Annotated in this window: 29 protein-coding genes, 1 pseudogene and 1 riboswitch; of the genes and pseudogenes, 24 read left to right on the top strand and 6 right to left on the bottom strand. The window is 34.3% G+C overall.

From position 1 onward, the window contains the following. Positions 1 to 59: 59 nt before the first annotated feature. The 3 genes from FH036_RS21705 to FH036_RS27485 all read left to right on the top strand — a co-directional run bounded on the left by FH036_RS21705 (position 60) and on the right by FH036_RS27485 (position 2,642). Positions 60 to 1,754, top strand: a complete 1,695-nt coding sequence (locus FH036_RS21705) for a M3 family oligoendopeptidase (RefSeq protein ID WP_138322280.1) — start codon at positions 60 to 62, stop codon at positions 1,752 to 1,754. A gap of 138 nt (positions 1,755 to 1,892) precedes the next feature. Beyond that, positions 1,893 to 2,426: a DinB family protein gene (locus tag FH036_RS21700; RefSeq protein ID WP_000941979.1), complete on the top strand. Its 534-nt coding sequence runs from the start codon at positions 1,893 to 1,895 to the stop codon at positions 2,424 to 2,426. Between the two features lie 99 nt (positions 2,427 to 2,525). Continuing rightward, positions 2,526 to 2,642 carry a DUF6254 family protein gene (locus FH036_RS27485; protein WP_000038254.1) on the top strand — a complete coding sequence of 39 codons (117 nt, stop codon included), beginning with the start codon at positions 2,526 to 2,528 and terminating at the stop codon, positions 2,640 to 2,642. Between the two features lie 11 nt (positions 2,643 to 2,653). Here FH036_RS27485 and kinB read toward each other — a convergent pair whose 3' ends face one another. After that, positions 2,654 to 3,862: a sporulation sensor histidine kinase KinB gene (gene kinB / locus FH036_RS21690; protein ID WP_139896221.1), complete on the bottom strand. Its 1,209-nt coding sequence runs from the start codon at positions 3,860 to 3,862 to the stop codon at positions 2,654 to 2,656. 207 nt (positions 3,863 to 4,069) lie between these two features. Next, positions 4,070 to 4,113: riboswitch (PreQ1 riboswitch) on the top strand. Between the two features lie 93 nt (positions 4,114 to 4,206). On the opposite strand from kinB, the gene queC reads away from it, so the two are divergent. Genes queC through queF form a run of 4 tightly spaced genes read left to right on the top strand, consistent with a single transcriptional unit; the run spans position 4,207 to position 6,585 of the window. After that, entirely contained in the window at positions 4,207 to 4,869 is a 663-nt protein-coding gene (queC, locus tag FH036_RS21685) for a 7-cyano-7-deazaguanine synthase QueC (protein ID WP_000711596.1), read from the top strand. Further along, complete coding sequence (gene queD, locus FH036_RS21680) at positions 4,869 to 5,360, top strand: 6-carboxytetrahydropterin synthase QueD (RefSeq protein WP_098669890.1); 492 nt, start codon at positions 4,869 to 4,871, stop codon at positions 5,358 to 5,360. Before queC ends, queD begins: the two co-directional genes overlap by 1 nt. Next, the gene (gene queE, locus FH036_RS21675) at positions 5,353 to 6,069 is read left to right on the top strand and encodes a 7-carboxy-7-deazaguanine synthase QueE (protein ID WP_139896220.1); all 717 of its coding nucleotides are present in this window, start codon (positions 5,353 to 5,355) and stop codon (positions 6,067 to 6,069) included. Before queD ends, queE begins: the two co-directional genes overlap by 8 nt. Before the next feature lie 18 nt (positions 6,070 to 6,087). After that, positions 6,088 to 6,585, top strand: coding sequence for a preQ(1) synthase (queF, locus tag FH036_RS21670; protein ID WP_000918895.1), 498 nt, complete (start codon positions 6,088 to 6,090; stop codon positions 6,583 to 6,585). Positions 6,586 to 6,640: 55 nt separating this feature from the next. Here queF and FH036_RS21665 read toward each other — a convergent pair whose 3' ends face one another. After that, complete coding sequence (locus FH036_RS21665; protein ID WP_001165081.1) at positions 6,641 to 6,826, bottom strand: YkvS family protein; 186 nt, start codon at positions 6,824 to 6,826, stop codon at positions 6,641 to 6,643. 259 nt (positions 6,827 to 7,085) lie between these two features. On the opposite strand from FH036_RS21665, the gene FH036_RS27220 reads away from it, so the two are divergent. Together FH036_RS27220 and FH036_RS21660 are read left to right on the top strand one after the other, a co-directional pair. Next, a complete protein-coding gene (locus FH036_RS27220) occupies positions 7,086 to 7,244 on the top strand; it encodes a hypothetical protein (protein ID WP_180358392.1) in 159 nt (52 codons plus the stop codon). An 88-nt stretch (positions 7,245 to 7,332) separates the two neighbouring features. Further along, positions 7,333 to 7,935: a histidine phosphatase family protein gene (locus FH036_RS21660; RefSeq protein WP_139896219.1), complete on the top strand. Its 603-nt coding sequence runs from the start codon at positions 7,333 to 7,335 to the stop codon at positions 7,933 to 7,935. 35 nt (positions 7,936 to 7,970) lie between these two features. On the opposite strand, the gene FH036_RS21655 is transcribed toward FH036_RS21660, so the two are convergent. Next, a complete protein-coding gene (locus FH036_RS21655) occupies positions 7,971 to 8,549 on the bottom strand; it encodes a GNAT family N-acetyltransferase (protein ID WP_000619538.1) in 579 nt (192 codons plus the stop codon). 245 nt (positions 8,550 to 8,794) lie between these two features. On the opposite strand from FH036_RS21655, the gene FH036_RS21650 reads away from it, so the two are divergent. The 12 genes and pseudogenes from FH036_RS21650 (at position 8,795) to FH036_RS21590 (ending at position 18,640) form a co-directional block, all read left to right on the top strand. Then, complete coding sequence (locus tag FH036_RS21650) at positions 8,795 to 8,989, top strand: abortive phage infection protein (protein WP_139896218.1); 195 nt, start codon at positions 8,795 to 8,797, stop codon at positions 8,987 to 8,989. 25 nt (positions 8,990 to 9,014) lie between these two features. Then, positions 9,015 to 9,332 carry a hypothetical protein gene (locus FH036_RS21645; protein WP_139896217.1) on the top strand — a complete coding sequence of 106 codons (318 nt, stop codon included), beginning with the start codon at positions 9,015 to 9,017 and terminating at the stop codon, positions 9,330 to 9,332. Positions 9,333 to 9,808: 476 nt separating this feature from the next. Further along, positions 9,809 to 10,168, top strand: a complete 360-nt coding sequence (nrdI, locus tag FH036_RS21635) for a class Ib ribonucleoside-diphosphate reductase assembly flavoprotein NrdI (protein ID WP_000959450.1) — start codon at positions 9,809 to 9,811, stop codon at positions 10,166 to 10,168. Then, a pseudogene (locus tag FH036_RS21630) lies at positions 10,155 to 11,282 on the top strand (ribonucleotide reductase N-terminal alpha domain-containing protein); the annotation flags it as partial. The gene nrdI and the pseudogene FH036_RS21630, both read left to right, overlap by 14 nt. A 382-nt stretch (positions 11,283 to 11,664) precedes the next feature. Further along, on the top strand, positions 11,665 to 12,615 hold the full coding sequence (locus FH036_RS21625) for a ribonucleotide reductase large subunit (protein ID WP_073536430.1): 951 nt from the start codon (positions 11,665 to 11,667) through the stop codon (positions 12,613 to 12,615). Positions 12,616 to 12,696: 81 nt separating this feature from the next. Then, on the top strand, positions 12,697 to 13,665 hold the full coding sequence (gene nrdF, locus FH036_RS21620) for a class 1b ribonucleoside-diphosphate reductase subunit beta (RefSeq protein WP_001203038.1): 969 nt from the start codon (positions 12,697 to 12,699) through the stop codon (positions 13,663 to 13,665). Positions 13,666 to 13,881: 216 nt separating this feature from the next. Further along, positions 13,882 to 14,262 (top strand): GntR family transcriptional regulator, encoded by a 381-nt coding sequence (locus FH036_RS21615; RefSeq protein ID WP_000706234.1) that lies wholly within the window; start codon positions 13,882 to 13,884, stop codon positions 14,260 to 14,262. Then, positions 14,259 to 14,957 carry an ABC transporter ATP-binding protein gene (locus tag FH036_RS21610; protein WP_000137715.1) on the top strand — a complete coding sequence of 233 codons (699 nt, stop codon included), beginning with the start codon at positions 14,259 to 14,261 and terminating at the stop codon, positions 14,955 to 14,957. The genes FH036_RS21615 and FH036_RS21610 overlap by 4 nt, the downstream gene beginning before the upstream one ends. Continuing rightward, on the top strand, positions 14,954 to 15,742 hold the full coding sequence (locus FH036_RS21605; RefSeq protein ID WP_000804803.1) for a hypothetical protein: 789 nt from the start codon (positions 14,954 to 14,956) through the stop codon (positions 15,740 to 15,742). Before FH036_RS21610 ends, FH036_RS21605 begins: the two co-directional genes overlap by 4 nt. A 14-nt stretch (positions 15,743 to 15,756) precedes the next feature. Further along, positions 15,757 to 16,659 (top strand): ABC transporter ATP-binding protein, encoded by a 903-nt coding sequence (locus tag FH036_RS21600; RefSeq protein WP_000528824.1) that lies wholly within the window; start codon positions 15,757 to 15,759, stop codon positions 16,657 to 16,659. Next, positions 16,659 to 17,435, top strand: a complete 777-nt coding sequence (locus FH036_RS21595) for an ABC transporter permease (RefSeq protein ID WP_000916000.1) — start codon at positions 16,659 to 16,661, stop codon at positions 17,433 to 17,435. The genes FH036_RS21600 and FH036_RS21595 overlap by 1 nt, the downstream gene beginning before the upstream one ends. A gap of 191 nt (positions 17,436 to 17,626) precedes the next feature. Further along, the gene (locus FH036_RS21590) at positions 17,627 to 18,640 is read left to right on the top strand and encodes a CPBP family intramembrane glutamic endopeptidase (RefSeq protein ID WP_000558799.1); all 1,014 of its coding nucleotides are present in this window, start codon (positions 17,627 to 17,629) and stop codon (positions 18,638 to 18,640) included. A gap of 29 nt (positions 18,641 to 18,669) precedes the next feature. On the opposite strand, the gene FH036_RS21585 is transcribed toward FH036_RS21590, so the two are convergent. Both FH036_RS21585 and FH036_RS21580 read right to left on the bottom strand, forming a co-directional pair. After that, positions 18,670 to 18,852 carry a DUF3913 family protein gene (locus FH036_RS21585; protein ID WP_000707103.1) on the bottom strand — a complete coding sequence of 61 codons (183 nt, stop codon included), beginning with the start codon at positions 18,850 to 18,852 and terminating at the stop codon, positions 18,670 to 18,672. A gap of 100 nt (positions 18,853 to 18,952) precedes the next feature. After that, the gene (locus tag FH036_RS21580) at positions 18,953 to 19,405 is read right to left on the bottom strand and encodes an Lrp/AsnC family transcriptional regulator (protein WP_001175495.1); all 453 of its coding nucleotides are present in this window, start codon (positions 19,403 to 19,405) and stop codon (positions 18,953 to 18,955) included. A 126-nt stretch (positions 19,406 to 19,531) separates the two neighbouring features. Here FH036_RS21580 and FH036_RS21575 point away from each other — a divergent pair, with 126 nt between their 5' ends. The 3 genes from FH036_RS21575 to FH036_RS21565 all read left to right on the top strand — a co-directional run bounded on the left by FH036_RS21575 (position 19,532) and on the right by FH036_RS21565 (position 20,992). Continuing rightward, positions 19,532 to 19,960 (top strand): carboxymuconolactone decarboxylase family protein, encoded by a 429-nt coding sequence (locus FH036_RS21575; RefSeq protein WP_000439766.1) that lies wholly within the window; start codon positions 19,532 to 19,534, stop codon positions 19,958 to 19,960. Beyond that, positions 19,953 to 20,507 (top strand): cysteine hydrolase family protein, encoded by a 555-nt coding sequence (locus FH036_RS21570; protein WP_001064616.1) that lies wholly within the window; start codon positions 19,953 to 19,955, stop codon positions 20,505 to 20,507. Before FH036_RS21575 ends, FH036_RS21570 begins: the two co-directional genes overlap by 8 nt. An 86-nt stretch (positions 20,508 to 20,593) precedes the next feature. After that, on the top strand, positions 20,594 to 20,992 hold the full coding sequence (locus FH036_RS21565) for an SseB family protein (RefSeq protein WP_000435209.1): 399 nt from the start codon (positions 20,594 to 20,596) through the stop codon (positions 20,990 to 20,992). A gap of 27 nt (positions 20,993 to 21,019) precedes the next feature. Here FH036_RS21565 and FH036_RS21560 read toward each other — a convergent pair whose 3' ends face one another. Then, positions 21,020 to 21,940 (bottom strand): S66 peptidase family protein, encoded by a 921-nt coding sequence (locus FH036_RS21560; RefSeq protein ID WP_000640094.1) that lies wholly within the window; start codon positions 21,938 to 21,940, stop codon positions 21,020 to 21,022. Between the last annotated feature and the right edge of the window lie 75 nt (positions 21,941 to 22,015).

Here is a 22,015-nt window from a genome sequence, read left to right as displayed (position 1 = left end):
TTTGGAAGTAAGTATTGAATTATAGTAAAGGATGCATTTAATGGAGAGGAGGCTCGTTCATGTCATTTAAAGACTATGAATATAAAAGGCCAAATATTGAAGAATTAAAAGAGAAATTTACAGCTGCTTTAGAGAGGTTTGATAACGCAAAAACTGTAGAGGAACAAAAACAAGTCATTCATTCAATTAACGAAATTCGTAACGATTTTGGTACAATGGGGAATCTTTGTTACATTCGTCATTCTGTTGATACAACAGATGCTTTTTATAAGAAAGAGCAAGATTTCTTTGATGAATTCTCTCCAGTTGTACAAGGATATGGTACAAAGTATTATAATGCGTTAATTCATTCTCCATTCCGTGAAGAATTAGAAGCGTATTATGGGAAGCAATTATTTGCTCTTGCGGAGTGTGATTTAAAAACATATTCTGATGAAGTCGTGAAGGATTTACAATTAGAGAATAAATTATCTTCACAATATACACAATTATTAGCATCTGCAAAAATTAATTTTGCAGGAGAAGAAAGAACGTTATCACAGCTTATTCCATTTATGCAAGGGAAAGAAAGAAGTGAACGTAAAGCAGCAAGTGAGGCGTATTACGGATTTTTAGCTGAGAATGAAGAAGAGTTAGATCGTATTTATGACGAGCTTGTTAAAGTAAGAACAAAAATCGCCAAATCTTTAGGTTTCAAAAACTTTGTTGAACTTGGATATGCAAGAATGTACCGTACAGATTATAATGCGGAAATGGTAGCGAATTATCGTCAGCAAGTGCTAGATTATATCGTTCCCGTCACAACGGAATTAAGAAAACGCCAACAAGCACGTATCGGTGTAGAGAAGTTAGCGTATTACGACGAAAACTTTGAATTTCCTACAGGTAATCCAACTCCAAAAGGAGATGCGGATTGGATTGTTAATCATGGGAAAACGATGTATAAAGAGTTATCGGCTGAAACAGATGAATTTTTCAATTTCATGTTAGATAATGATTTATTAGATTTAGTTGCAAAAAAAGGAAAAGCTGGCGGTGGATATTGTACATATATTGAGAATTATAAAGCGCCGTTTATCTTCTCAAACTTTAACGGAACATCTGGTGATATTGATGTATTAACACATGAGGCAGGCCATGCTTTCCAAGTATATGAAAGTCGTAAATTTGAAATTCCAGAATATAATTGGCCAACATATGAAGCGTGTGAAATTCACTCTATGAGTATGGAATTCTTCACATGGCCATGGATGAAGTTATTCTTTGAAGAAGATGCAGATAAATATTACTTCTCTCACTTAAGTTCAGCACTTCTGTTTTTACCGTATGGTGTATCTGTTGATGAATATCAACATTATGTATATGAAAATCCTGAAGCATCACCAGAAGAGCGTAAGACAGCATGGCGTAATATAGAGAAAAAGTATTTACCGCATCGTGATTATGAAGATAATGATTATTTAGAGCGCGGTGGATTCTGGCAACGTCAAGGACATATTTATAGCTCGCCGTTCTACTATATTGACTACACGTTAGCACAAATTTGTGCACTGCAATTTTGGAAACGTGCAAGAGATAATAGACAAGAGGCATGGGAAGATTATGTGAATCTGTGCCAACAAGGTGGAAGTAAATCATTCTTGGAATTAGTAGAAGTTGCCAATTTAACATCACCATTTGCTGAAGGTTGTGTGAAAAGTGTTATTACAGAAATTGAAGCATGGCTACAAGCAATTGACGACACAAAATTGTAAAAAACATGCGCTTTTTTTCACATGTTTAACATCGACATAATGAGAAAATGATGAGATAATAAAAGAAAATTCAGAATACTAAAGAGGTGTTTCTAATAAGGGGCACCTCTTTTCACCAACAAAAGGGGGGAAAGAAGTATGCTTCAATCTAATATGGATGTGAGTTTAGAAAGTTTGGTGAGCTCATTACAGTCTACCCGAAGCACGCTATTGTCAGAAATTGAAATGTTAAATGATACAGAAGTGAATGTAAAGCCACGTCGTGATAAATGGAGTATTATTCAAATTTTGCATCACTTGCATTTAGTTGAACAATCTGTCACGTCTGCCCTTGTATATGCCTTACAAAAAAATGAAAGAAACACGACTCCATTTAAAGACCTCCAACTTACGCTGGATCGCACACATAAACGAGAAGCTCCTCAGCAAATGAAACCAACAGAAACGCTAATGAAAAAACAGCAAGGAATCCAATTACTAGAACATTCACGACAAGAACTATTACATGCGCTTCATAGCGTTATAGATGAAAAAGACCTATTTGAAAATGGATTAAAGCATCCTGTTTTTAATGATTTGAATTTGTATCAGTGGGTTCAATTTCTTGATTTGCATGAACAAAGACATCTTACGCAGTTAAAAGAAGCGAAACACGCAATTTTACAGCGATAATTAGGAAGAAGTGGGAGACCACTTCTTTTTCATATGTGCATAGTTTTTCTTCTTATTTTGGAATACTACAGAGAGAAAGAAAAGAAGGAGTTGAAAAGTATGTCCAAGAAAAAGAAAGAAGAAGAGCGCGCTTGGAAAGCACGTAAAGAAAATCAAAAACCACATGGAAAAGTGAAAGCTTTTGCTGAATTAGTTGAAGGAACAGAAAAAACGTGATGAGTATTTCATCACGTTTTTTGTATGAGTGGAAAAGTTAATAAGAAAGTTGTACCTGTACCTTTTTCACTTATAATATCAATTTTTCCGTTCATAGCTTGCACAACACTGAATACGACCATCATTCCAAGACCAGTACCTTTTTCTTTTGTTGAATAGAAAGGGGATCCAAGACGTTTTACTTGTTCTTGATCCATACCAACTCCTGTATCTTTTATATATAATTGAATATGCTTATGATCAGGAACTAATGTGAAATAAAGATCACCGCCTTTTGGCATGGCCTCAATGCAGTTTTTTAAAATATTTAACAAACATTGATTTAGTTTTTGTTTTTCTCCCGCGATAAAAAAAGAAGTACTTTGCTTTATATAATGTGTACGCACATTTGTTAAATTAGCAAGCGGTGTAATTAACGATAATGCATGCAGTAGTTCTTCTTCTAACTGTAATGTTTGTTCTTTTTCAATACTTGGTTTTGCAAAGGTTAAATAATCTGTAAGAACGTGATTTGCTTGTTCGATTCCGTTGATGGCTATGTCAATATATAATTTTCGCTCTTGCTCAGTGCATGTATCTGACTGCAAAAGTTGTAAAAATCCTTTTGTTGAAGTTAACGGATTGCGAATCTCATGAGAGATGGACGCTGCCATTTCGCCAATTAAATGAAATTTTTCAGCATTCATAAGTTCGTTTTGGAGACGAACTTGAGTTTGTAATATGTGTAGTAAATATAAAATAAGAATCGTACCAAGTATCGTACATAACTCATACACAATAATATGTGGTATATAATCAGTCTTATTTGTAACCTTTGAAAGGAAGAAAGGTATCCAACTCAATCCGTATGTGAGACTGTATATAATAGCGAGTGTTATTTTTATACGATTAGAAGTTCGATTGAAAAATTTATATGTAAATAGTAGAACAATAAATAGAAGGATAGAACCGATAAGCGATGGGAAAACACCTATTCCTCCTAATAAGAAGCGATATATATTTAATACAACTAATATTGATCCACCAGCAATAGGACCTCCGGTTAATGTACCGACAACTAATACGATATGACGCATATCAAATTGAAATCCATAATTTGTTTTTGCTGCGAAAGTGATACATAGTATAGTAACGAGGCAGCATAATACAATAAATATAGCTGAATTTAATTTAGGAGAGCGTTTCCCTTTTTGATTCCAAAATAAATGGTATACGAGCATTGTAACAAGGATGAATAATATATTTAGAAAGAGATAAATAATAAAGGATTTCAGTGGGATGCCTCCTCTCTTCTTATATTAAATTAATCATACTATAAAATGAAAGAAATGAAATGAGAAATAGCGGAAAAATCAGAAATTTTTTCTGGTAGTATACAATATGTTACAATAAGCTTTGTCAATGAAAGAAGGAATTCCGTGCAATGCGCGGGAGAGGTTCGCGAACTCCCTCTATAAAAAACTATGGAAACAACAATATCTTTAGGTATTGTTTTGTTTTTTTATTGTGACAGTTCAAGAACGTTCTTTCTTCTTATTCGTAGTAGAGAAGGAGAATGAGTGAAATGAAAAAAGAAAAGGCAGTTGTTGTTTTTAGTGGAGGACAAGATAGTACGACATGTTTATTTTGGGCAATAGAGCAGTTTGCAGAAGTAGAGGCTGTAACGTTTAATTACAATCAACGTCATAAGCTAGAAATTGATTGTGCAGCGGAAATTGCAAAAGAGCTAGGAATTAAACATACAGTACTAGATATGAGTCTATTAAATCAACTTGCTCCAAATGCGTTAACGAGAACGGATATGGAGATTACACATGAAGAAGGTGAATTACCATCGACGTTTGTAGATGGACGAAATTTACTGTTCTTATCATTTGCTGCTGTATTAGCAAAACAAGTTGGAGCACGTCATATTGTAACGGGTGTATGTGAAACTGATTTTAGTGGTTATCCAGATTGCCGTGACGTGTTTGTGAAATCGTTAAACGTTACTTTAAATTTATCTATGGATTATCCGTTTGTAATTCATACACCACTTATGTGGATTGATAAAGCGGAAACATGGAAATTATCAGATGAACTTGGAGCATTCGAGTTTGTTCGAGAAAAAACATTAACATGTTATAACGGAATCATTGGTGATGGTTGCGGTGAATGTCCAGCATGTCAACTTCGTAAAGCAGGATTAGATACGTACCTACAAGAACGCGAAGGAGCGAGTAACTAATGGAGAATTTCTTTGGATTTCGCATCGTAGAAAATTTGCAAAAAATGGACAAGGATATTCAGCGTAAACAGCTCAAATATCATAATAAACGAGTAATGGTCAGCAAGGAATTTACTTTTGATGCAGCACACCATTTACACTGTTATGAAGGAAAATGTAAAAACTTACATGGTCACACATATAAAGTGGTATTTGGGATTAGTGGATATGTAAATGAAATAGGTCTTGCAATTGACTTTGGAGATATAAAAGAAATTTGGAAGAATGAAATAGAAATTTATTTAGACCATCGTTATTTAAACGAAACGTTACCAGCGATGAATACAACTGCTGAAAATATGGTCGTTTGGATTTATGAAAAGATGGCAGAAGCGTTAACAAAAGATAATCGTGTGAACGAATATAAAGGAGCTCGTGTTGAATTTGTTCGTCTATTTGAGACTCCGACTAGTTATGCAGAAGTAAGACGGGAGTGGATGCTCGATGAGTAAGATCCCTGTCTTAGAAATATTTGGTCCGACTATTCAAGGTGAAGGAATGGTTGTAGGACAAAAGACGATGTTTATCCGTACAGCTGGTTGTGATTATAGCTGCGCTTGGTGTGATTCTGCTTTTACGTGGGATGGATCTGCTAAAGATCAAATTAGACAGATGACAGCAGAAGACGTTTGGAATGAGCTTGTAGAAATTGGTGGCGAAAATTTTTCTCATGTTACGATTTCCGGTGGAAATCCGGCATTGCTGAAAAATATTGAGTTTCTTCTTTCTATATTAAAAGAGAATGGAATGCGAACGGCAATCGAAACGCAAGGGAGTAAATGGCAAGATTGGTTACTCCAAATTGATGAGGTAACGATTTCTCCAAAACCACCAAGTTCGACAATGAAAACTGATTTTCAGAAGTTAGATGCTATGATTCAGAAACTATCAGGAAAAGATATTAGTTTAAAGGTAGTAGTATTTGACGATTATGATTTCGAGTATGCAGTTAAGATGCACGAACGTTATCCAGATGTACCATTTTTCTTACAAGTAGGGAATGATGATACAAAAACTGTGGATGATACGATGTTGATTAAAAAGTTATTAGATAAGTATGAGTGGCTTATTGAAAAAGCGGTTAACCGTAAAGAAATGAATAATGCAAAAGTATTGCCGCAGCTTCATGCGTTAGTATGGGGAAATAAACGCGGAGTATAATAAGAAGGGATGTTTAAAATGGCAGGAAGATTAGATGAAGATTTAAAAGATGTAACATTATTAGGAAATCAAAATACAAAATATTTATTTGAATATAGCCCAGAAATTTTAGAGGTTTTTGATAATAATCATCCAAACCGTGATTATTTTGTAAAATTCAATTGTCCTGAATTTACAAGCTTATGTCCGAAAACAGGCCAACCAGATTTTGCGACAATTTATATTAGCTACATTCCAGAACAAAGAATGGTAGAGAGTAAATCTTTAAAACTATATTTATTTAGTTTCCGCAATCATGGTGACTTCCACGAAGATTGTATGAACGTTATTATGAATGACTTAATTAAATTAATGGATCCACGTTACATCGAGGTATGGGGTAAATTCACACCACGTGGAGGGATTTCAATTGATCCTTACTGTAACTACGGTCGCCCAGGAACGAAGTATGAACAAATGGCTGACTACCGCATGATGAACCATGATTTATATCCAGAAACAATTGATAATCGTTAATATATAATAGAAAGAAAGGATCTGTATAACATACAGATCCTTTCTTTCTATTATATTATGCATTTTGATTAATGACAGTATAGTTTTTATGACTTACAACTGTAAGAGGTTCCATATCTAGTTCTCTAAAATTCTCCATAATTGTTATATCTACAATAACGGAGTTTTGATTTACTTTTTGAACACGGCCTTGCATTCCACCTTTAAATTCAATGATATCTCCAGTTTCTGCGATCTGCATAAGCAACTCTCCTTGTTACAGTTTTCCCAAAAAAGAATAATTTTGGTTTTTTTTATTTCCTCTTATTTTGAACCATATTGTCCACTTTGTAAATGTTTCCAAAGTAAAAATTCGAAAAATATTCACTTTTTGTAAGAAAATATGCAAAAATGTCATGTTATTAGAAAAAAAGAAAGGTTTAAATGCAGACATCTTTATATAGGGGTATAATAAAAATATACAATAACCTACTAAAGTGGGAGAAATTAGAGGCGGTAAAATGATGTTTGAATTTGTGGGGAGTGTTATAGTATTAACTTTATTTGTATTTTCTTATATAAATTTAAAAAAGATTCGTCATCATGAAACGACTACATATTTTGATGGGATGGATGGGATACATGCTGGGGTCACACATGAGAGTGGGGGGGATATGTAAAGTTGTATAACTTTCTTTTTTTGCGTGGTATGATATGTAAAAATAGTACATAATAGAGTTCGTAAGTGATGAATGGAGAGTGGAAAGAATGAAGATTTCTTTTATTCGTCATGGTCGCTTAAATCGTACTATAGAACCAATGACGGTTACATCCTTTCATGAATGGATGAAAGGATATGACTTACATACTATAACAGAAAAAGCACCTATACCAATGGAAACAAGAGAAGCGGTTGAGGCAGCAAAATTGATTGTATCAAGTGATCAACGGTGTGCTGTACAGTCAGTAGCTGAATTAATGGATTCTTTATCGTTTATACAAAATCCTCTCTTTAGAGAAGCTGCAGTTCCCACGAGCTTTTATGCTCCGAAATGGATAAAATGCAAGCCTAACGTATGGATGTTTATCGGACGAACATTATGGATACTTGGTTACCATAAAGATGTTGAGTCTTATAAGGAAGTAAGAGAGAGGGCGAGACAAGCGGCTTACTTATTACATCGTTACGCTCTGGTACATGGAAGTATTGCTCTTGTAGGTCATAATTATGTGAATGTAATGATTGGTGCCGAACTGAGAGCGATGGGATGGTCTGGTTCTCCTATTTTGCACAGAGGGCCATGGGGATGTACAACATATACGTTTCATGAGGCGATGAATGCAAATGTATTAAATACGAATTTAACATAAAAGCACACGATTTATATAAATCGTGTGCTTTCTTTTTAAGATATAGAAATTTTGATGTTCAATGGTTTTACGAGATGCGCATAAGGTTCGCCTACAAGCATAACGATTTGATCTTTTTTGTAACCTAGTTTTTCGTATAGTGAATAGGCACGTTTGTTTTCTAAATTAACAAGTAATGCGATTTTTTTATGCTCCTTTTCAGTTGCATAAATTTCAGCAGCTTCAATTAATTTAGAACCAATTCCTTTTCCGCCATATGCATTTGAAACGGATAATGTATCAATGTAATATTCATCAAGTTCAGCTTCTTTTTCTAACGTAATTGATTCATCTTTATGTAATTCTCTTAAGTGATGTACAATTGGTGCATCAAGCATTGTTGCTTCACTACCGTGATAAGCGACAATAACTCCAACTGCACCCCCGTCTTGCTCATATACAAAACAGTTTTCATAGCTCAGTCGATTTCTCTCTTTTGAGAACCATGTTTCAAGTCCTAGTAATACTTCTGTCTCAACTGTGCTACCTGTGATTTTTTCAGCAATTTCGTGCAGAGCGTTATACAATAAAGGTGCTACCAGTTTCGCATCTGTCTTTTTTGCTTTCCGAATCATAGTATCCCTCCTAGTTCTATTTATATATTGTAGCATAGTGGTATGGAACTTTGCATAATTGAATGTCGAAATGTTTGATATAGAGAAGTAGCTATGTTAGTATATGATATTTAGTGGACATATAATTAAGAGATATCTTTTGAAAAATAATGAAAATGAAATGAAGGTATAGCATCTGGATAATTTTACAGTTGTTGACCTATAGAATATAAGTTAAAATAAAATATTGCATAGAGGTGAAATACATGGATAAAGAATTAGCAAATACAATTTTGGATCAGCTGAAAAATGGTGAAATAAAGGAGTATGTTGTTACGAAAGATGTATTTTATACGTTCAGAGAAGTTTTAGTAAATCGAGAAGACTTTAAACATTTCATTGGTGACGCACAGCGCGGCGGACAGGTCATTTATACATACTCAGAAACGCCACGTTCGTAACTAGAAGAATATAGGGAGGAGACTTATGGGCGATTTTAAACAAGGCATATTACCGCATTGGGATTATATGTGGAAAGATAGAGCCGGCAACCGATTTATGGGAATGGTCATGTATCCAGAGAAAAGAAAGTGTTCGACAAAAATGCTTCAGAAAATAAAAAGAGCATATGAAGAGGCTGTAGAAATTAAAATAACTGTACAAGTTCAACATACGTATCAGTACATAGAAGGAATGATTGTATACTTTGATGAAGAAGCTCCTGTATGTACAATGATTGATAAAGATGAAAATCCACATCATATATTTGTAAAAGATATTTTGCGTATTGAGTACTCTGCATAATCTTTTCATAAATAACTTGAATTTCCATAATAATAATCTTTTTCTATAATAGTTATCTTTTAGTATGTAACGCGAATCGAAAGTATATGTATAATATTTAATAAAGTAAAGTTGATAAATGTAATCGTTTTTTAGAACAGATTATCGTTTCATGTCTGTTCTTTTTTGCGTGATGCTGGAGAAATATATTCCTCCAGCATTTGCCGTTTTATGACAAAATATATTGTTAACTTTTTTAAAAATAAGGTTAAATTCGTTGACAACTTTTTTGAAAAGCACTTTATTGACATGAGTTTTAGAATGTTGTTTCATAGTCATTGTATTGAAAAAAATCGACGGTCTTGTCGAAAAGTAAAAGTTAAAAAAAGAAAGAATTTATACATATATCTTGTGTCTTATTTTGAAACGTAATACAATATATAGAGAAATCAAGAAACAACATACAGAGAGTATAGATTGAAAAGGGAGGGTCGGAAATGTTAGTTGCATATGATTCTATGACAGGAAACGTGAAGCGTTTCATCCACAAATTAAATATGCCGGCCGTTCAAATTGGTGAAGATCTAGTAATAGATGAAGATTTTATTTTAATTACGTATACAACAGGTTTTGGCAATGTACCAGAACGTGTTTTAGAATTTTTAGAGCGCAATAATGAAAAATTAAAAGGCGTATCTGCAAGCGGCAATCGTAACTGGGGAGACATGTTCGGTGCAAGTGCTGACAAAATTTCTGCTAAATATGAAGTGCCTATTGTATCAAAATTTGAGTTATCAGGAACAAATAACGATGTAGAATATTTTAAGGAAAGGGTGCGGGAGATTGCGACACATTGAACTGAATAATGAAATCACGCAAATGCAGGACGGTTTTTATCAGCTTCATAAAGATAAAGAGGCATTAGAAGTCTTTATGGAAGAAGCTAGAGAGAATACCGTTCATTTTAATAGCGTGGCAGAGCGAATGGAGTATATGAAAGAACATGATTACTATTACAACGTTCTGGACGAGTATAACTTGGAGGAAGTAGAAGAGGTATATAACATCGCTTATGGTGAAAACTTCGAGTTCCAATCTTATATGGCAGCATCTAAGTTTTACAAAGATTATGCGTTAAAAACAAATGATCAAAAACAATACTTAGAAAGCTATGAAGATCGTGTAGCAATTGTGTCATTATACTTAGGACGCGGTGATGTTGCGAAGGCAAAACAATTCGCAAGCATGATTGTCAAACAAAACTACCAACCAGCGACACCAACCTTTTTAAATGCGGGAAGAAGCAGAAGAGGAGAAATGGTGTCTTGTTTCTTGTTAGAGATGGATGATAGCTTAAATTCAATCGGCTTTAACATTAATACTGCAATGCAATTATCAAAAATCGGCGGAGGAGTAGCTTTAAACTTATCTAAGCTACGCGCACGCGGTGAGCAAATTAAAGGTATCGACAACGCTGCAAGTGGTGTAGTACCTGTTATGAAATTACTTGAAGATTCGTTTTCATATGCGAATCAACTTGGCCAACGAAAAGGTGCTGGCGCAGTATACTTAAACATTTTCCATTGGGATATTATTGAATTCCTTGATACGAAAAAAATAAATGCCGATGAGAAGAGCCGTATTCAGTCTCTATCAATCGGAATTATCGTTCCAAGTAAGTTCTTTGAGCTTGCTGAGAAAAACGAACCTTTCCATGTTTTCGCGCCTTATACGGTGTATAAAGAATACGGAAAGCATTTAGATGACATTGATATCGATGAAATGTACGATGAATTAATGAGCAATCCGAAAGTGAAGAAGAAGCCGCTAGATATTAGTGCACGTGATATGCTTATTAAAATTGCTATGATTCAGCTTGAGTCGGGTTATCCGTACTTAATGTTTAAATCAAATGCAAATAATCAACATCCACTGAAGGATATTGGAACTGTGAAGATGTCGAACTTGTGTTAAATATGTAGCACCTTCTAGTAGAAATGCTAGTCGAAAACTCCGTTAAACGGGGAAAGCCTCAAATTTGAGGTAACCTACCGTGCTAAATCTTATCTTAGAATGAAAATATAAAAGTTCAGAATGTATCTTATTATTTTGTATAGCAGAGTTATGGGACAACATAAAGTAATAAGAGACTTTCTGAAAGATTAAGATAAGTAAAAGCCTAACGACTATCCCTTATGGGAGTAGAGCGCAAGCGATTGGCGTTCGAAAAGCGGAGCACCTAATCAGGTAATGCTGTAGGTGATGATATAGTCTGTCCTGTATGGTGACATACAGCAGTTGCATGAGCAACGGACTGAGGAGTAGCGAACTCGGTTGAACATTCGAGACAGAAATCTTCCAGCTTCAAGAAACTTCTGAAATAAATGATTACGGTACAGATGACATTATTCGTCGTGATATTAACTGTAACTTAGGATCGTTAAATATCGTAAATGTAATGGAAAACAAAGAAATTCGTGAAGCGGTTCATGCGGGAATGGAAGCTTTAACAGCTGTTTCTGATATGACGATTATTCCGAATGCACCAACTGTGAAAAAAGCTAATGATGAGCTTCATTCAGTAGGGCTTGGCGCAATGAACTTACACGGATATTTAGCAAAAAATAAAATCGCTTATGAAAGTGCAGAAGCGAAAGAATTCGCTCGTACATTCTTTATGATGTTAAATTACTACTCTATTGAGAAAAGTATGGAAATCGCTAAAGAAAAAGGCGAGACATTTAAAGACTTCGATAAATCTGATTATGCGAGCGGCACATACTTTGAAAAGTATGAAACGACAGATTACAGTCCAGTAACTGAAAAAGTTCAGCAATTATTTGAAGGAATTCATATTCCAACAAAAGAAGATTGGACAAGTTTAAAAGAGCAAGTACAGAAGAATGGTTTATATAACTCATATCGTCTTGCTATCGCTCCGACACAATCAATCAGTTACGTTCAAAATGCAACTTCAAGCGTAATGCCGATCGTAAGTCAAATCGAATCAAGAACGTATGCGAATGCGACAACATATTATCCAATGCCGTATTTATCAAAAGATACGTTCTGGTACTATAAATCTTCTTACGATATGAATCAGTTTAAATTAATTGATTTAATCGCAGAAATTCAAGAACATATTGACCAAGGGATTAGTACAATTCTTTACGTTAATAGTGATATTTCAACACGTGAATTAGCACGTTACTACATCTATGCACATAAAAAAGGCTTAAAGAGTCTGTATTATACGAGAACGCGTAAATTAAGCGTGGAAGAGTGTGTGGCTTGTACCGTTTAATATAAAAAGTGAGACATGATGAGCAGGGTTTTCTGAACCCTGCTCATGCTTAGTTATCATATTTAGAGAAGGGGCGATTGAATGCGTGCGGTAAACTGGAACAAAAAAGAAGATGATTTTAGTTTAATGTTTTGGAAGCAAAACATCGCTCAGTTTTGGACAGAAGAAGAAATCGCGGTGTCTTCTGACAAAAATACTTGGGTGCAATTATCAAAAGAAGAGCAAATTGCTTATAAGCGTGTATTAGGTGGTTTAACACTTTTAGATACGAAACAAGGCGGCGAAGGGATGCCACTTGTACTTGTTCATCTTGAAAATTTACAAGCGAAGAGTGTATTAGCTTTCATGGGTGCAATGGAAGAAGTACATGCGAAGAGTTACAGTCATATCTTTACAACATTAGCTACTGAAGAAGAAATCGATGAGATTTTTGACTGGGTAGATACTCATCCGTTACTTGAGAAAAAGGCTGGTATTATTACGAGTTACTATCGTCGTTTATTAAAACCTGAAGTGACGAAAAAAGAGTTATACATGGCAATGGTAGCAAGTGTGTTCTTAGAAAGTTACTTATTCTATAGTGGATTCTTCTATCCGCTTTACTTAGCTGGTCAAGGAAAACTAACAGCAAGTGGTGAGATTATTAACTTAATAATTCGTGATGAGTCAATTCACGGCGTATTCGTCGGTATTTTAGCACAACAAATCTTCGCGGAACTTTCTGCAGAAGATCAACAAGAAGTGCAAAAAGAAACGCAAGAGTTATTAATGGAACTATATGAAATCGAAATGGCATACACAGAAGAAATTTACACTTCTATCGGTCTTGTAGAAGATGTAAATCGTTTCGTTCGTTACAATGCGAATAAAGGACTTATGAACTTAGGACTTGAGCCGAAGTTTGAAGAGGAAGAAATTAACCCAATCGTTTTAAATGGTTTACGTACAGATACGAAAAACCATGATTTCTTCTCTGTAAAAGGAAATGGTTACGTAAAAGCAACGAACGTTGAAAAGTTATCTGATGATGACTTCGTGTTTAATTTTTAATATATGATCATAAAGAAAAGCTGTCTTATTCATTGATAAGACAGCTTTTCTTTATGGTTTTGTTTACATAACACTATTATTTTCTTATAACGATTTCTGTTTGAAAAATTCTATCTAGCTAACGGATAGAATTTTTTTGTAAGTAAATGGGTATTTACAATCCTTTTGTATCAGTGTATTATTTAACTAGTACACCGATACAAAAGGAGGGAAGAAATGAAAATAGTGTTTTCTCCAAATACACCAATTTACATTCAGGTAATGGAATACATAAAAAAAGAAATCGTAACAGGACATTTATTGCCTGGTGATAAAATTCCTTCTGTACGTGAATTAGCGAGTGAATTACAAGTAAATCCAAATACGATTCAGCGTACATTTCAAGAGCTAGAACGAGATGGAGTTGTTGTAACGCGTAGAGGAATGGGACGATATGTAACGAATGAAGGGGAGAAAATTATGGAGCTGCGAAAAGAGATGGCGAAAGAATTACTTCACTCTTTTATAGATGGAATGGACAATTTAGGTTTTTCAGAAGAAGAAATTGTTACAATTCTTCGTTCTTCATTACATGAGAAAAGGGAGGAGAGCGAATGACAGAGTTATTAAAAATAGAAAACTTATGGAAGAGGTACGGATTGAAAGCTGTGATCCGTGAATTAAACATAGAGATTACTGAAGGGAAAATTATAGGGCTTGTTGGAGATAACGGGAGCGGGAAAACGACGTTATTGAAAATGATTGCTGGTCTGCAGCACCCTTCTGAAGGTAGCATTACAATCGCTGGTCAAAAGGTAGGATTAGAAACGAAAGAAATTGTTTCTTTTATGTCGGATAAACCAGTATTTGATGATTGGATGACGGTAAAAGATTTTTTATTTTTCTACCGAGATTTTTATAAAGACTTCGATATTCAAAAAGCGGTAGATACGGTTGCGGAATTTAAAATACCGTTAGAAGAAAAAATTACAGCTTTATCAAAAGGGATGGTTGAAAAGCTACAAATTATTTTAACGTTTTCTCGGAAAGCGAAGTTATATGTACTAGATGAACCACTAGGCGGAATTGATCTCATTTCTAGGGCACACGTACTGGAACTTATTTTACAGTTTTATCGCGAAGATTGTACGATACTAATTTCGACGCACTTAATAAATGAAGTTGAAAATATTTTTGATGAAGTGATCTTTTTAAAAGATGGAGCAATTGTATTGTATGAAAATGTAGAAGAGTTGCGTTTTCAGAGAGGAAAAGCTGTTACAGAGGTGTTTAAGGAGGTGTTTAGTAGATGAAGCCGAGCTTAATATATATGTACAATATAAATAAAAAGCAAATAATTATTTCTTTGTTATCATTTATATTCGTTGTCGCTGTAGCTTTCGTAAGTTTGGGAAATTATATTAAGCAAGAATCAGGAGAAGTAAGACAAACAATTATAGTTAGTTTCGTTATTCTAGTATATATAACTTTTTTAGCAATGATAGTTATTCAGGCGGTGTCTGCATTTGGAAAAATGACTGAAAGCACATTATTTCGGTTAACATCGATATCCGGTAAAAAGATTGTTTTAGCAATATTGTTATATGCTGTGATTTATTTACTTATTTTTGAATTAATAGGCTCTATTTTTTTATATGGTATTTCTATGAAAATAATAAAAGGTACAGAGCTCTATGAAGTATTATTTACACAAAGTGTATTCAATCCACTAAAGCACCTCTTTAGTACTATGTTATATGTATTTAATTTATCTAGCATATTGCTAGTATTACTTTTTTCAGTAGCAAGCGTTAAAGTGTTTTCTTTGAAAAAGAAGAAGTTAAAATATCCAATTATATTTTTCTTATTTTTACTAGTAACAAAATTATTAGGTACTATATATGGAATGTTGGGTGGTCTTGCACCTACTGCACCTTTAATAAAAAAATTAGTATATATAGATGAATCATCAGGGGCGGATGTGTTGCTCTATCCGGAAAAACTTATGAATTTATATAGCCTTAGTTTTTCTATAGGAATATTTATTCTACTTGTTTATATAACAGGTCGCATAATCGATAAAAAACTAGAAGTCTAAAGGAGGAATCGGCATTGGGAAACGTAGTAGTAAAGTTGGAGAATGTTCGAAAAAGGATTGGTGGAACGGAAATTATTCGCGGTTTATCATTTGAAGTTCGCGAAGGGGAAGTGTACGGGTTCCTTGGACCGAATGGTAGTGGTAAAACGACGACAATTCGTATGATGACAGGTCTTATTTCAATGACAGAGGGCGATATTACAATTTGTGGTCATAGTATTCGCACGGAGCGTGAAAAGGCACTAGAGCAAATTGGAGCAATTGTAGAAAATCCTGAACTATATGATTATATGACAGGAATGCAAAACTTAAAGCATTTTGCGAACATGGCCATTACACCAATTAGTAAAGAGCGCATTGCTGAGATTGTAAAGCTTGTTGAACTAGAGCATGCGATTCATAAAAAGGTGAAAACATATTCACTTGGTATGAAACAGCGTTTAGGAATTGCACAGGCATTACTTCATCAGCCGAAAATTTTAATTTTAGATGAACCGACAAATGGATTAGATCCAGCTGGTATTCGTCAAATTCGTGATTATTTACAACGTTTAGCGAAAGAAGAGAATATTGCTGTAATCGTATCAAGTCACTTATTAAGTGAAATTGAACTCATGTGTGATCGCGTCGTTATTATTAAGCAAGGTGAGTTTGTACAAGAGTACAACTTACATGAACAAGCAAAACATGATGAGACAGTAGTTGTAGCGTTTGAAGTAGATCAAGTACAGAAAGCAAATGAAATCGTTCAAGGTAAGGCGCAAGGAAATGTCATTGTAGTATCTGTAACGAAAGAAGAAATTCCACAACTTGTAAAGAAACTTGTGAATGACGATGTGCTTGTATACGGAGTTACTGTTCAAAATAAAACGTTAGAGGACGAGTTCTTAGCGATTACAGGGGGAGTGAAAGCGTAATGTTGAAATTAATTCAAAATGAATTTTTAAAGTTGCATGCGAAAAAAGGTATGTATATTTTAATTGGTGTTATTGCAGTATTGGAGATTTTGGGAGTTTTAGCGATGCTGAAATGGGGAGACGGAACTGAATTTAAAGGATCCTATTTAGATTTTGCAAGTTCAGAGATTGGTTTAATTACTTTGTTTGCAACAATTTTTGGAATTACGATTGCTTCTCGTATGATTACGGATGAGTTTCAAAAAGGTACAATTAAGCAGCTATTAATCCGTCCAAGAAAACGAATGACAGTTTTATTCTCTAAATATATTACAGTATTACTTACTATAGTATTTATCATATTTGCTAACATGATCATTTCAATGATTATCGGCGGAATCGTAATGGATGGTAGTAAAACAGAATTAACGTTAGGAATCGTAATGAAATCTACTGTATATCAAGTACTTTCACCGCTCTTCTTTGCGACACTTGCATTTTTCTTAGCGAACGTATTTAGAAAGTCTGTCTTACCATTAATTATTACGATGTTCCTCTTCTTCTTACAAGGAGCAATTAATATGATGTTAATGATGTTTGCAAAAGGTGTAGCGAAGTTTGTAGTGTTTTTCCATTTAAATTTAAGTGTGTACGATAGCAATAAATTAGTAAGCGGCGGAGCGGAACCTACATTTACAGAGTTTACATTTACAACTTCCTTATTACTTGTAGCTGTATACTTTGTTGTATTACTTGTAGCATCAAGTGCATTATTCCAAAAACGTGACGTATTATAATAAAAGAAATCCCCGCTTGTAAAAACGGGGATTTTTATTACATAACTTTTTCATAGATTTCAAAGGAAAGAAAAAATTACTATATATGTCGTTCGAAATAATTTGAGAAAAATAGGAAGAATTTCAACTATATTTATATTAATATTTAGTTATCACACCATTTATTTTTACTATCTTTGGAGGTGTTCTATGTGCACTATGCATTTTCACGTATAAGACTACGCAGCTTTTTTGGATGGATGATTATAGGATTGTTCCTTACGATGATCCCATTAAGTCTAGCCAATGTTTCTGAGAATACGATGGAGGTTATTTCACAAATAACTTTATTTTTTGTATTTCCGTTATTTTGGTTATACGTAAAAACAAATAAAAATAATGTTGTATTCAATAGTTTTTTTGATAAACCAGGACGTTTACCGTGGGGATTAATTGTATTAGCAACGATAATGGGAATGATTTTTTCCGTTGGTATATCTCATATTCAATTTTACATATTAGCACATACGTTACCGAATTTCTTAGTTACTATGTTAGAAGACGGAACTGTTATTAATACGAGTAACATATATATGACGATATTTACTTTCATTTCAGCATGTGTATTAGCACCTATTATGGAAGAGGTTATTTTTAGAGGTTTCTTTTTACAGCGAATGGCTTATAAATGGGGGATTAAAAAAGCTGTCATTATATCTTCCATTATTTTTGGCTTAGGACATTTTGATGTTATTGGTGCGTTCATGTTTGGTGTTGTTATGTGTCTTTTATACATAAAGACACAAAATATATGGACGAATATCGCTGTACACGCTTTAAATAATTTCATTGCAACAAGTATGCAATTTGTTGGCGGAGAAGAGAGTAGCGCAATTTCAATTCCTGAATTACAAGCGCAAAGTAATGTATGGATCGGTATCGGTCTTACAGTTGTTGGATTACTTTGGTTAATTCCTTACGTTTGGAAACAATGGCGTACGGTAAAAGAAGTGGGTGTGCCACCAGTGCGCTTCATAAATGAGGAAAAAGTAGTGAGTGCATCACAAGAAAATGAAGTGTATAGTCAAGTGATTGTAACAGATAGATTGATGGCTGTAGAGCTACCAGATGAGGCTGTAAATAAGCTCGGGTTAGAAGAAAATGATTATGTAACAGTATCTGTAGAAGACGATAAAATCGTTATAAAGAAAGCGCATGATAGATAAGTAAAAAGTAGCTCCTTGTGAGCTACTTTTTACTTTGTGATAATTTCCACACGAAAATTATTGCCGTTCTTTACATATTTAATATCTGTAACAGTGCGGACTGCTTTTAAAATCTCAACTTTTTCACCAATTCGAGGGATAGTCGGAACATTGTCCCAAATGCCAAGCAAGTCATCTAATTGTGCCGTTTTTTCATAAAACCAGATTTTCAATGTAAAGCCCCTTTCTCGAACTATATGTATTTTAATACATAATATATTATTTTTATTCTTATTGTAAGGGGTTTTTATATATTTTATGAATAAAAATTAATTAATCTTCTGGAAAGATATGTTCAATATCAGGAGTAAGAGATATTTCTGATAATACGATATGAGAAACAGTCGTTGCATATGAAGAAACATCATTAATAAATTCTTCAAGTTCAACGAGTGAAGGAACAGAAATTTTTACAATGTAGCATAAGCTTCCTGTTACGCGGTAACAAAAACTTGCAGATGGATAGGACTGAATAAACTGTTGCATACGTGTTGTATCACCGTTTTTTAAAGTGATTTCTAAAATACAGTCTAAAACAAGTCCTGCTTTTTTATAATCGATATCGATTGTGTACTTTTGGATCACGCCTTCACTTTCGAGTTTACGAACACGTTCTGCAGTAGACGGAGCAGATAAGTTTACTCGTTTCGCCAATTCACGCATGGAAAGGCGACTATCATTATATAATTCATTTAAAATTTTTCGATCAACACGGTCTAGTTGCATTTGTAAATATACCTCCAGTAAAATGATAATTTTTGTAAAGGAAAAATATAAATTAAGATTCATATGAAATGTAAAGAGAACTTTATTTATTTTACAATAAAATAGAAGGAAATAGGAGGGGAAATGATGGAGAGAATTTCATTATCAAATGTGGGAAATACAAAGTTTCAAAAGTTATTAGGGCATAATCCAGAGTTATTACATTCATGGAGTATGGTAGAGAATACATTGTATAGTAAAGGAACTCTCTCGGCAGAGTTGAAGGAGCAAGTAAGAAGAACATTAGCTTACGGGAATGAATGTCCGTACTGTATGGCAAAGGGAAGGCCTGATGATATGCAAAAAGTAGAGGAAATAAGTGTAGCCGTTACTTTTGCACATACGTTTGTTCATGATAAACAAGCGATAGATGACAATATGTTTCGTGTGTTGAAACAATACTGGACGGAAAAAGAAATTGTAGAGCTTTGCGCTTATATTTGTTTTATTACTGCGTCACAACAATTGGGTTTTCTGTTTCAATTGCAGCCGAAAGAAGGAGAAAATGATGAATAATCAAATAGCACTTATTATAATTGATGTACAAAAGGCGTTTCAATTACCATACTGGGGTGAGAGAAATAATCTTTTTGCTGAAGAAAATATGAGAATTTTGTTAGCAGAATGGAGAAAAAGGAAACGACCAGTTTTTCATATTCAACATGTAAATAAAGAAAATGATCAGTCGATGTTTTATGAGGGAGCGGAAACAGTCAACTTTAAAGAAGAGTTGCAACCACTACCAGGTGAAGTGGTTATTCAAAAATCTGTTAATAGCGCATTCATTGGGACAAATTTAGAAGAGCAATTAAGAGAGAACAAATGTAATGCAGTAGTGATTGTAGGATTAACGACAAATCATTGTGTGGAGACTACGACACGAATGGCAGGGAATTTAGGATTTAAAACATATTTAGTGAGTGATGCGACGGCTACTTTTAACCGTAATGGTCTAGATGGTAAAGAGTATAGTGCAGAAGATATTCATAATATGACACTTGTAAATTTACATGAAGAGTTTGCTACAATTATGACGACAAAAGAAGTATTGAAATTATTTTAAGAAAATAATTGCGAATTATGTAGAAAAAAATAAGAATATTTCGTATAATTTAAGTACAATTATTTTGAAAATAGGGGTGGCATCATATGGAGCAAATTCCGGTAAAGAGAATAGAAGAAGTACTTGTTGTAGCAGGGGATGACAAACAAAAGCAAAAGGAATTTTATGAATTGCTCTTATCTACTGAGTTTTATGTTGCTGGCTCACTAGAAGCAGAGGAAGGGGCAACAGAAGGGATACTTCGTTTGCGTCATTTCCAAGGAGAGGGTAGATGGATCGTTCCGTTCTTTACACAAATGGAATTTGTAAAAGACGTGTTGCCAGAAGGAACACCCCTTATTACGATACGTGGGAAAGAATTATTTAGTAGTATTGAGAAAGATGCTACAGCCGTATTAAATGTCGGTACTGATATAAGTAAAACATTTATTCCAGAAGAAATTGCAGATATCGCATCTGGACGAATTTTTAATTATTATAAATAAAAGGAAAAGCGTAATCGCTTTTCCTTTTTAATTTGAACACGGAGTGGCTATGCCAGAAGAAATAGAGAGTGTTTTATTATTTGTATTTATTGTCGCTGTAGCTCCAAGAGGGATTCCGATGTTTGGGCTTATATGTCCAATCGGTAAACCGAATAGGACAGGTATAGCATATGAAGTGAAATATTCATATAGTATTGTTTGCAATGATTGAGATGGTTTAGAAGGAGTGCAGTCATGACAACTTGTAAAAATAACACCACTACATTCATTAAACTTTCCAGATAAAAGTAGCTGATTTAACATACGATCAACGCGATACGGTTCTTCCCCAATGTCTTCAAGCAATAAAAGTTTATTGGCTGTATTTATCTCGTAGGAGGAGCCAATGATACTCGTTAACACCGCTAAATTGCCGCCAACTAACTGACCTGTAACTGTACGGGAAGAGCTAGGTACGATACATTCTGAAGCAGATAAGATAGTTGAATATGGGTGAAATAGTTGGTTGAAAGAAGATAAAGAAAGAGAATCTACACCTTTACCTAATTCTTCTACCATTGGGCCATGAAAAGTAACAAGCTTTGCATAACGTGAAAAGGCAGTGTGTAAAGCTGTAATATCGCTATATCCCCAAAAGATTTTAGGGTTTTGCTGAATGATTTCATATTGAATGTGAGGGAGGAGACGAGCACTTCCGTAACCACCTCGTGCACAGAAAACGGCCTTTACTTCATCATTTGAAAATGCTTCATGTATATCATCGAGCCGAACTTGATCCCTTCCAGCTAAATATCCGTACTTCTCATAAACACTCTTCCCGATTACTACAGATAAACCCATTTCTTGTAGTACGTTTACCCCTTTTAATACATTTTCAATTGTTGGTGGGCCGGACGGTGCAATAATCATTACTGTATCACCTTGTTGTAATGCATTTGGATATATCATTGTTTTCAGCCTCCTTCACTTTCAATATATTCGCTTCATAGGAAGTTCAATCCTTGTAAAAGAAGGGGAAAGTTT

Origin of the sequence: Bacillus sp. CD3-5, from assembly GCF_006349665.1 — a bacterium.
Classification (GTDB): Bacteria; Bacillota; Bacilli; order Bacillales; family Bacillaceae_G; genus Bacillus_A; species Bacillus_A paranthracis.
This window is presented reverse-complemented; position numbering and strand designations above follow the sequence as displayed.

Bases quoted from the DNA above. Each gene is read 5' to 3' on its own strand.
- FH036_RS21565 (WP_000435209.1), top strand. From the start codon at position 20,594: ATGGAGCAAATTCCGGTAAAGAGAATAGAAGAAGTACTTGTTGTAGCA.
- FH036_RS27485 (WP_000038254.1), top strand. From the start codon at position 2,526: ATGTCCAAGAAAAAGAAAGAAGAAGAGCGCGCTTGGAAAGCACGTAAA.
- nrdF (WP_001203038.1), top strand. From the start codon at position 12,697: ATGCGTGCGGTAAACTGGAACAAAAAAGAAGATGATTTTAGTTTAATG.
- FH036_RS21580 (WP_001175495.1), bottom strand. From the start codon at position 19,405: ATGCAACTAGACCGTGTTGATCGAAAAATTTTAAATGAATTATATAAT.
- FH036_RS21650 (WP_139896218.1), top strand. From the start codon at position 8,795: ATGGATAAAGAATTAGCAAATACAATTTTGGATCAGCTGAAAAATGGT.
- FH036_RS21570 (WP_001064616.1), top strand. From the start codon at position 19,953: ATGAATAATCAAATAGCACTTATTATAATTGATGTACAAAAGGCGTTT.
- FH036_RS21705 (WP_138322280.1), top strand. From the start codon at position 60: ATGTCATTTAAAGACTATGAATATAAAAGGCCAAATATTGAAGAATTA.
- FH036_RS21575 (WP_000439766.1), top strand. From the start codon at position 19,532: ATGGAGAGAATTTCATTATCAAATGTGGGAAATACAAAGTTTCAAAAG.
- queC (WP_000711596.1), top strand. From the start codon at position 4,207: ATGAAAAAAGAAAAGGCAGTTGTTGTTTTTAGTGGAGGACAAGATAGT.
- FH036_RS21605 (WP_000804803.1), top strand. From the start codon at position 14,954: ATGAAGCCGAGCTTAATATATATGTACAATATAAATAAAAAGCAAATA.
- queE (WP_139896220.1), top strand. From the start codon at position 5,353: ATGAGTAAGATCCCTGTCTTAGAAATATTTGGTCCGACTATTCAAGGT.
- FH036_RS21665 (WP_001165081.1), bottom strand. From the start codon at position 6,826: ATGCAGATCGCAGAAACTGGAGATATCATTGAATTTAAAGGTGGAATG.
- FH036_RS21560 (WP_000640094.1), bottom strand. From the start codon at position 21,940: ATGATATATCCAAATGCATTACAACAAGGTGATACAGTAATGATTATT.
- FH036_RS21595 (WP_000916000.1), top strand. From the start codon at position 16,659: ATGTTGAAATTAATTCAAAATGAATTTTTAAAGTTGCATGCGAAAAAA.
- FH036_RS21610 (WP_000137715.1), top strand. From the start codon at position 14,259: ATGACAGAGTTATTAAAAATAGAAAACTTATGGAAGAGGTACGGATTG.
- nrdI (WP_000959450.1), top strand. From the start codon at position 9,809: ATGTTAGTTGCATATGATTCTATGACAGGAAACGTGAAGCGTTTCATC.
- kinB (WP_139896221.1), bottom strand. From the start codon at position 3,862: ATGCTCGTATACCATTTATTTTGGAATCAAAAAGGGAAACGCTCTCCT.
- FH036_RS27220 (WP_180358392.1), top strand. From the start codon at position 7,086: ATGATGTTTGAATTTGTGGGGAGTGTTATAGTATTAACTTTATTTGTA.
- queF (WP_000918895.1), top strand. From the start codon at position 6,088: ATGGCAGGAAGATTAGATGAAGATTTAAAAGATGTAACATTATTAGGA.
- queD (WP_098669890.1), top strand. From the start codon at position 4,869: ATGGAGAATTTCTTTGGATTTCGCATCGTAGAAAATTTGCAAAAAATG.
- FH036_RS21700 (WP_000941979.1), top strand. From the start codon at position 1,893: ATGCTTCAATCTAATATGGATGTGAGTTTAGAAAGTTTGGTGAGCTCA.
- FH036_RS21645 (WP_139896217.1), top strand. From the start codon at position 9,015: ATGGGCGATTTTAAACAAGGCATATTACCGCATTGGGATTATATGTGG.
- FH036_RS21615 (WP_000706234.1), top strand. From the start codon at position 13,882: ATGAAAATAGTGTTTTCTCCAAATACACCAATTTACATTCAGGTAATG.
- FH036_RS21660 (WP_139896219.1), top strand. From the start codon at position 7,333: ATGAAGATTTCTTTTATTCGTCATGGTCGCTTAAATCGTACTATAGAA.
- FH036_RS21655 (WP_000619538.1), bottom strand. From the start codon at position 8,549: ATGATTCGGAAAGCAAAAAAGACAGATGCGAAACTGGTAGCACCTTTA.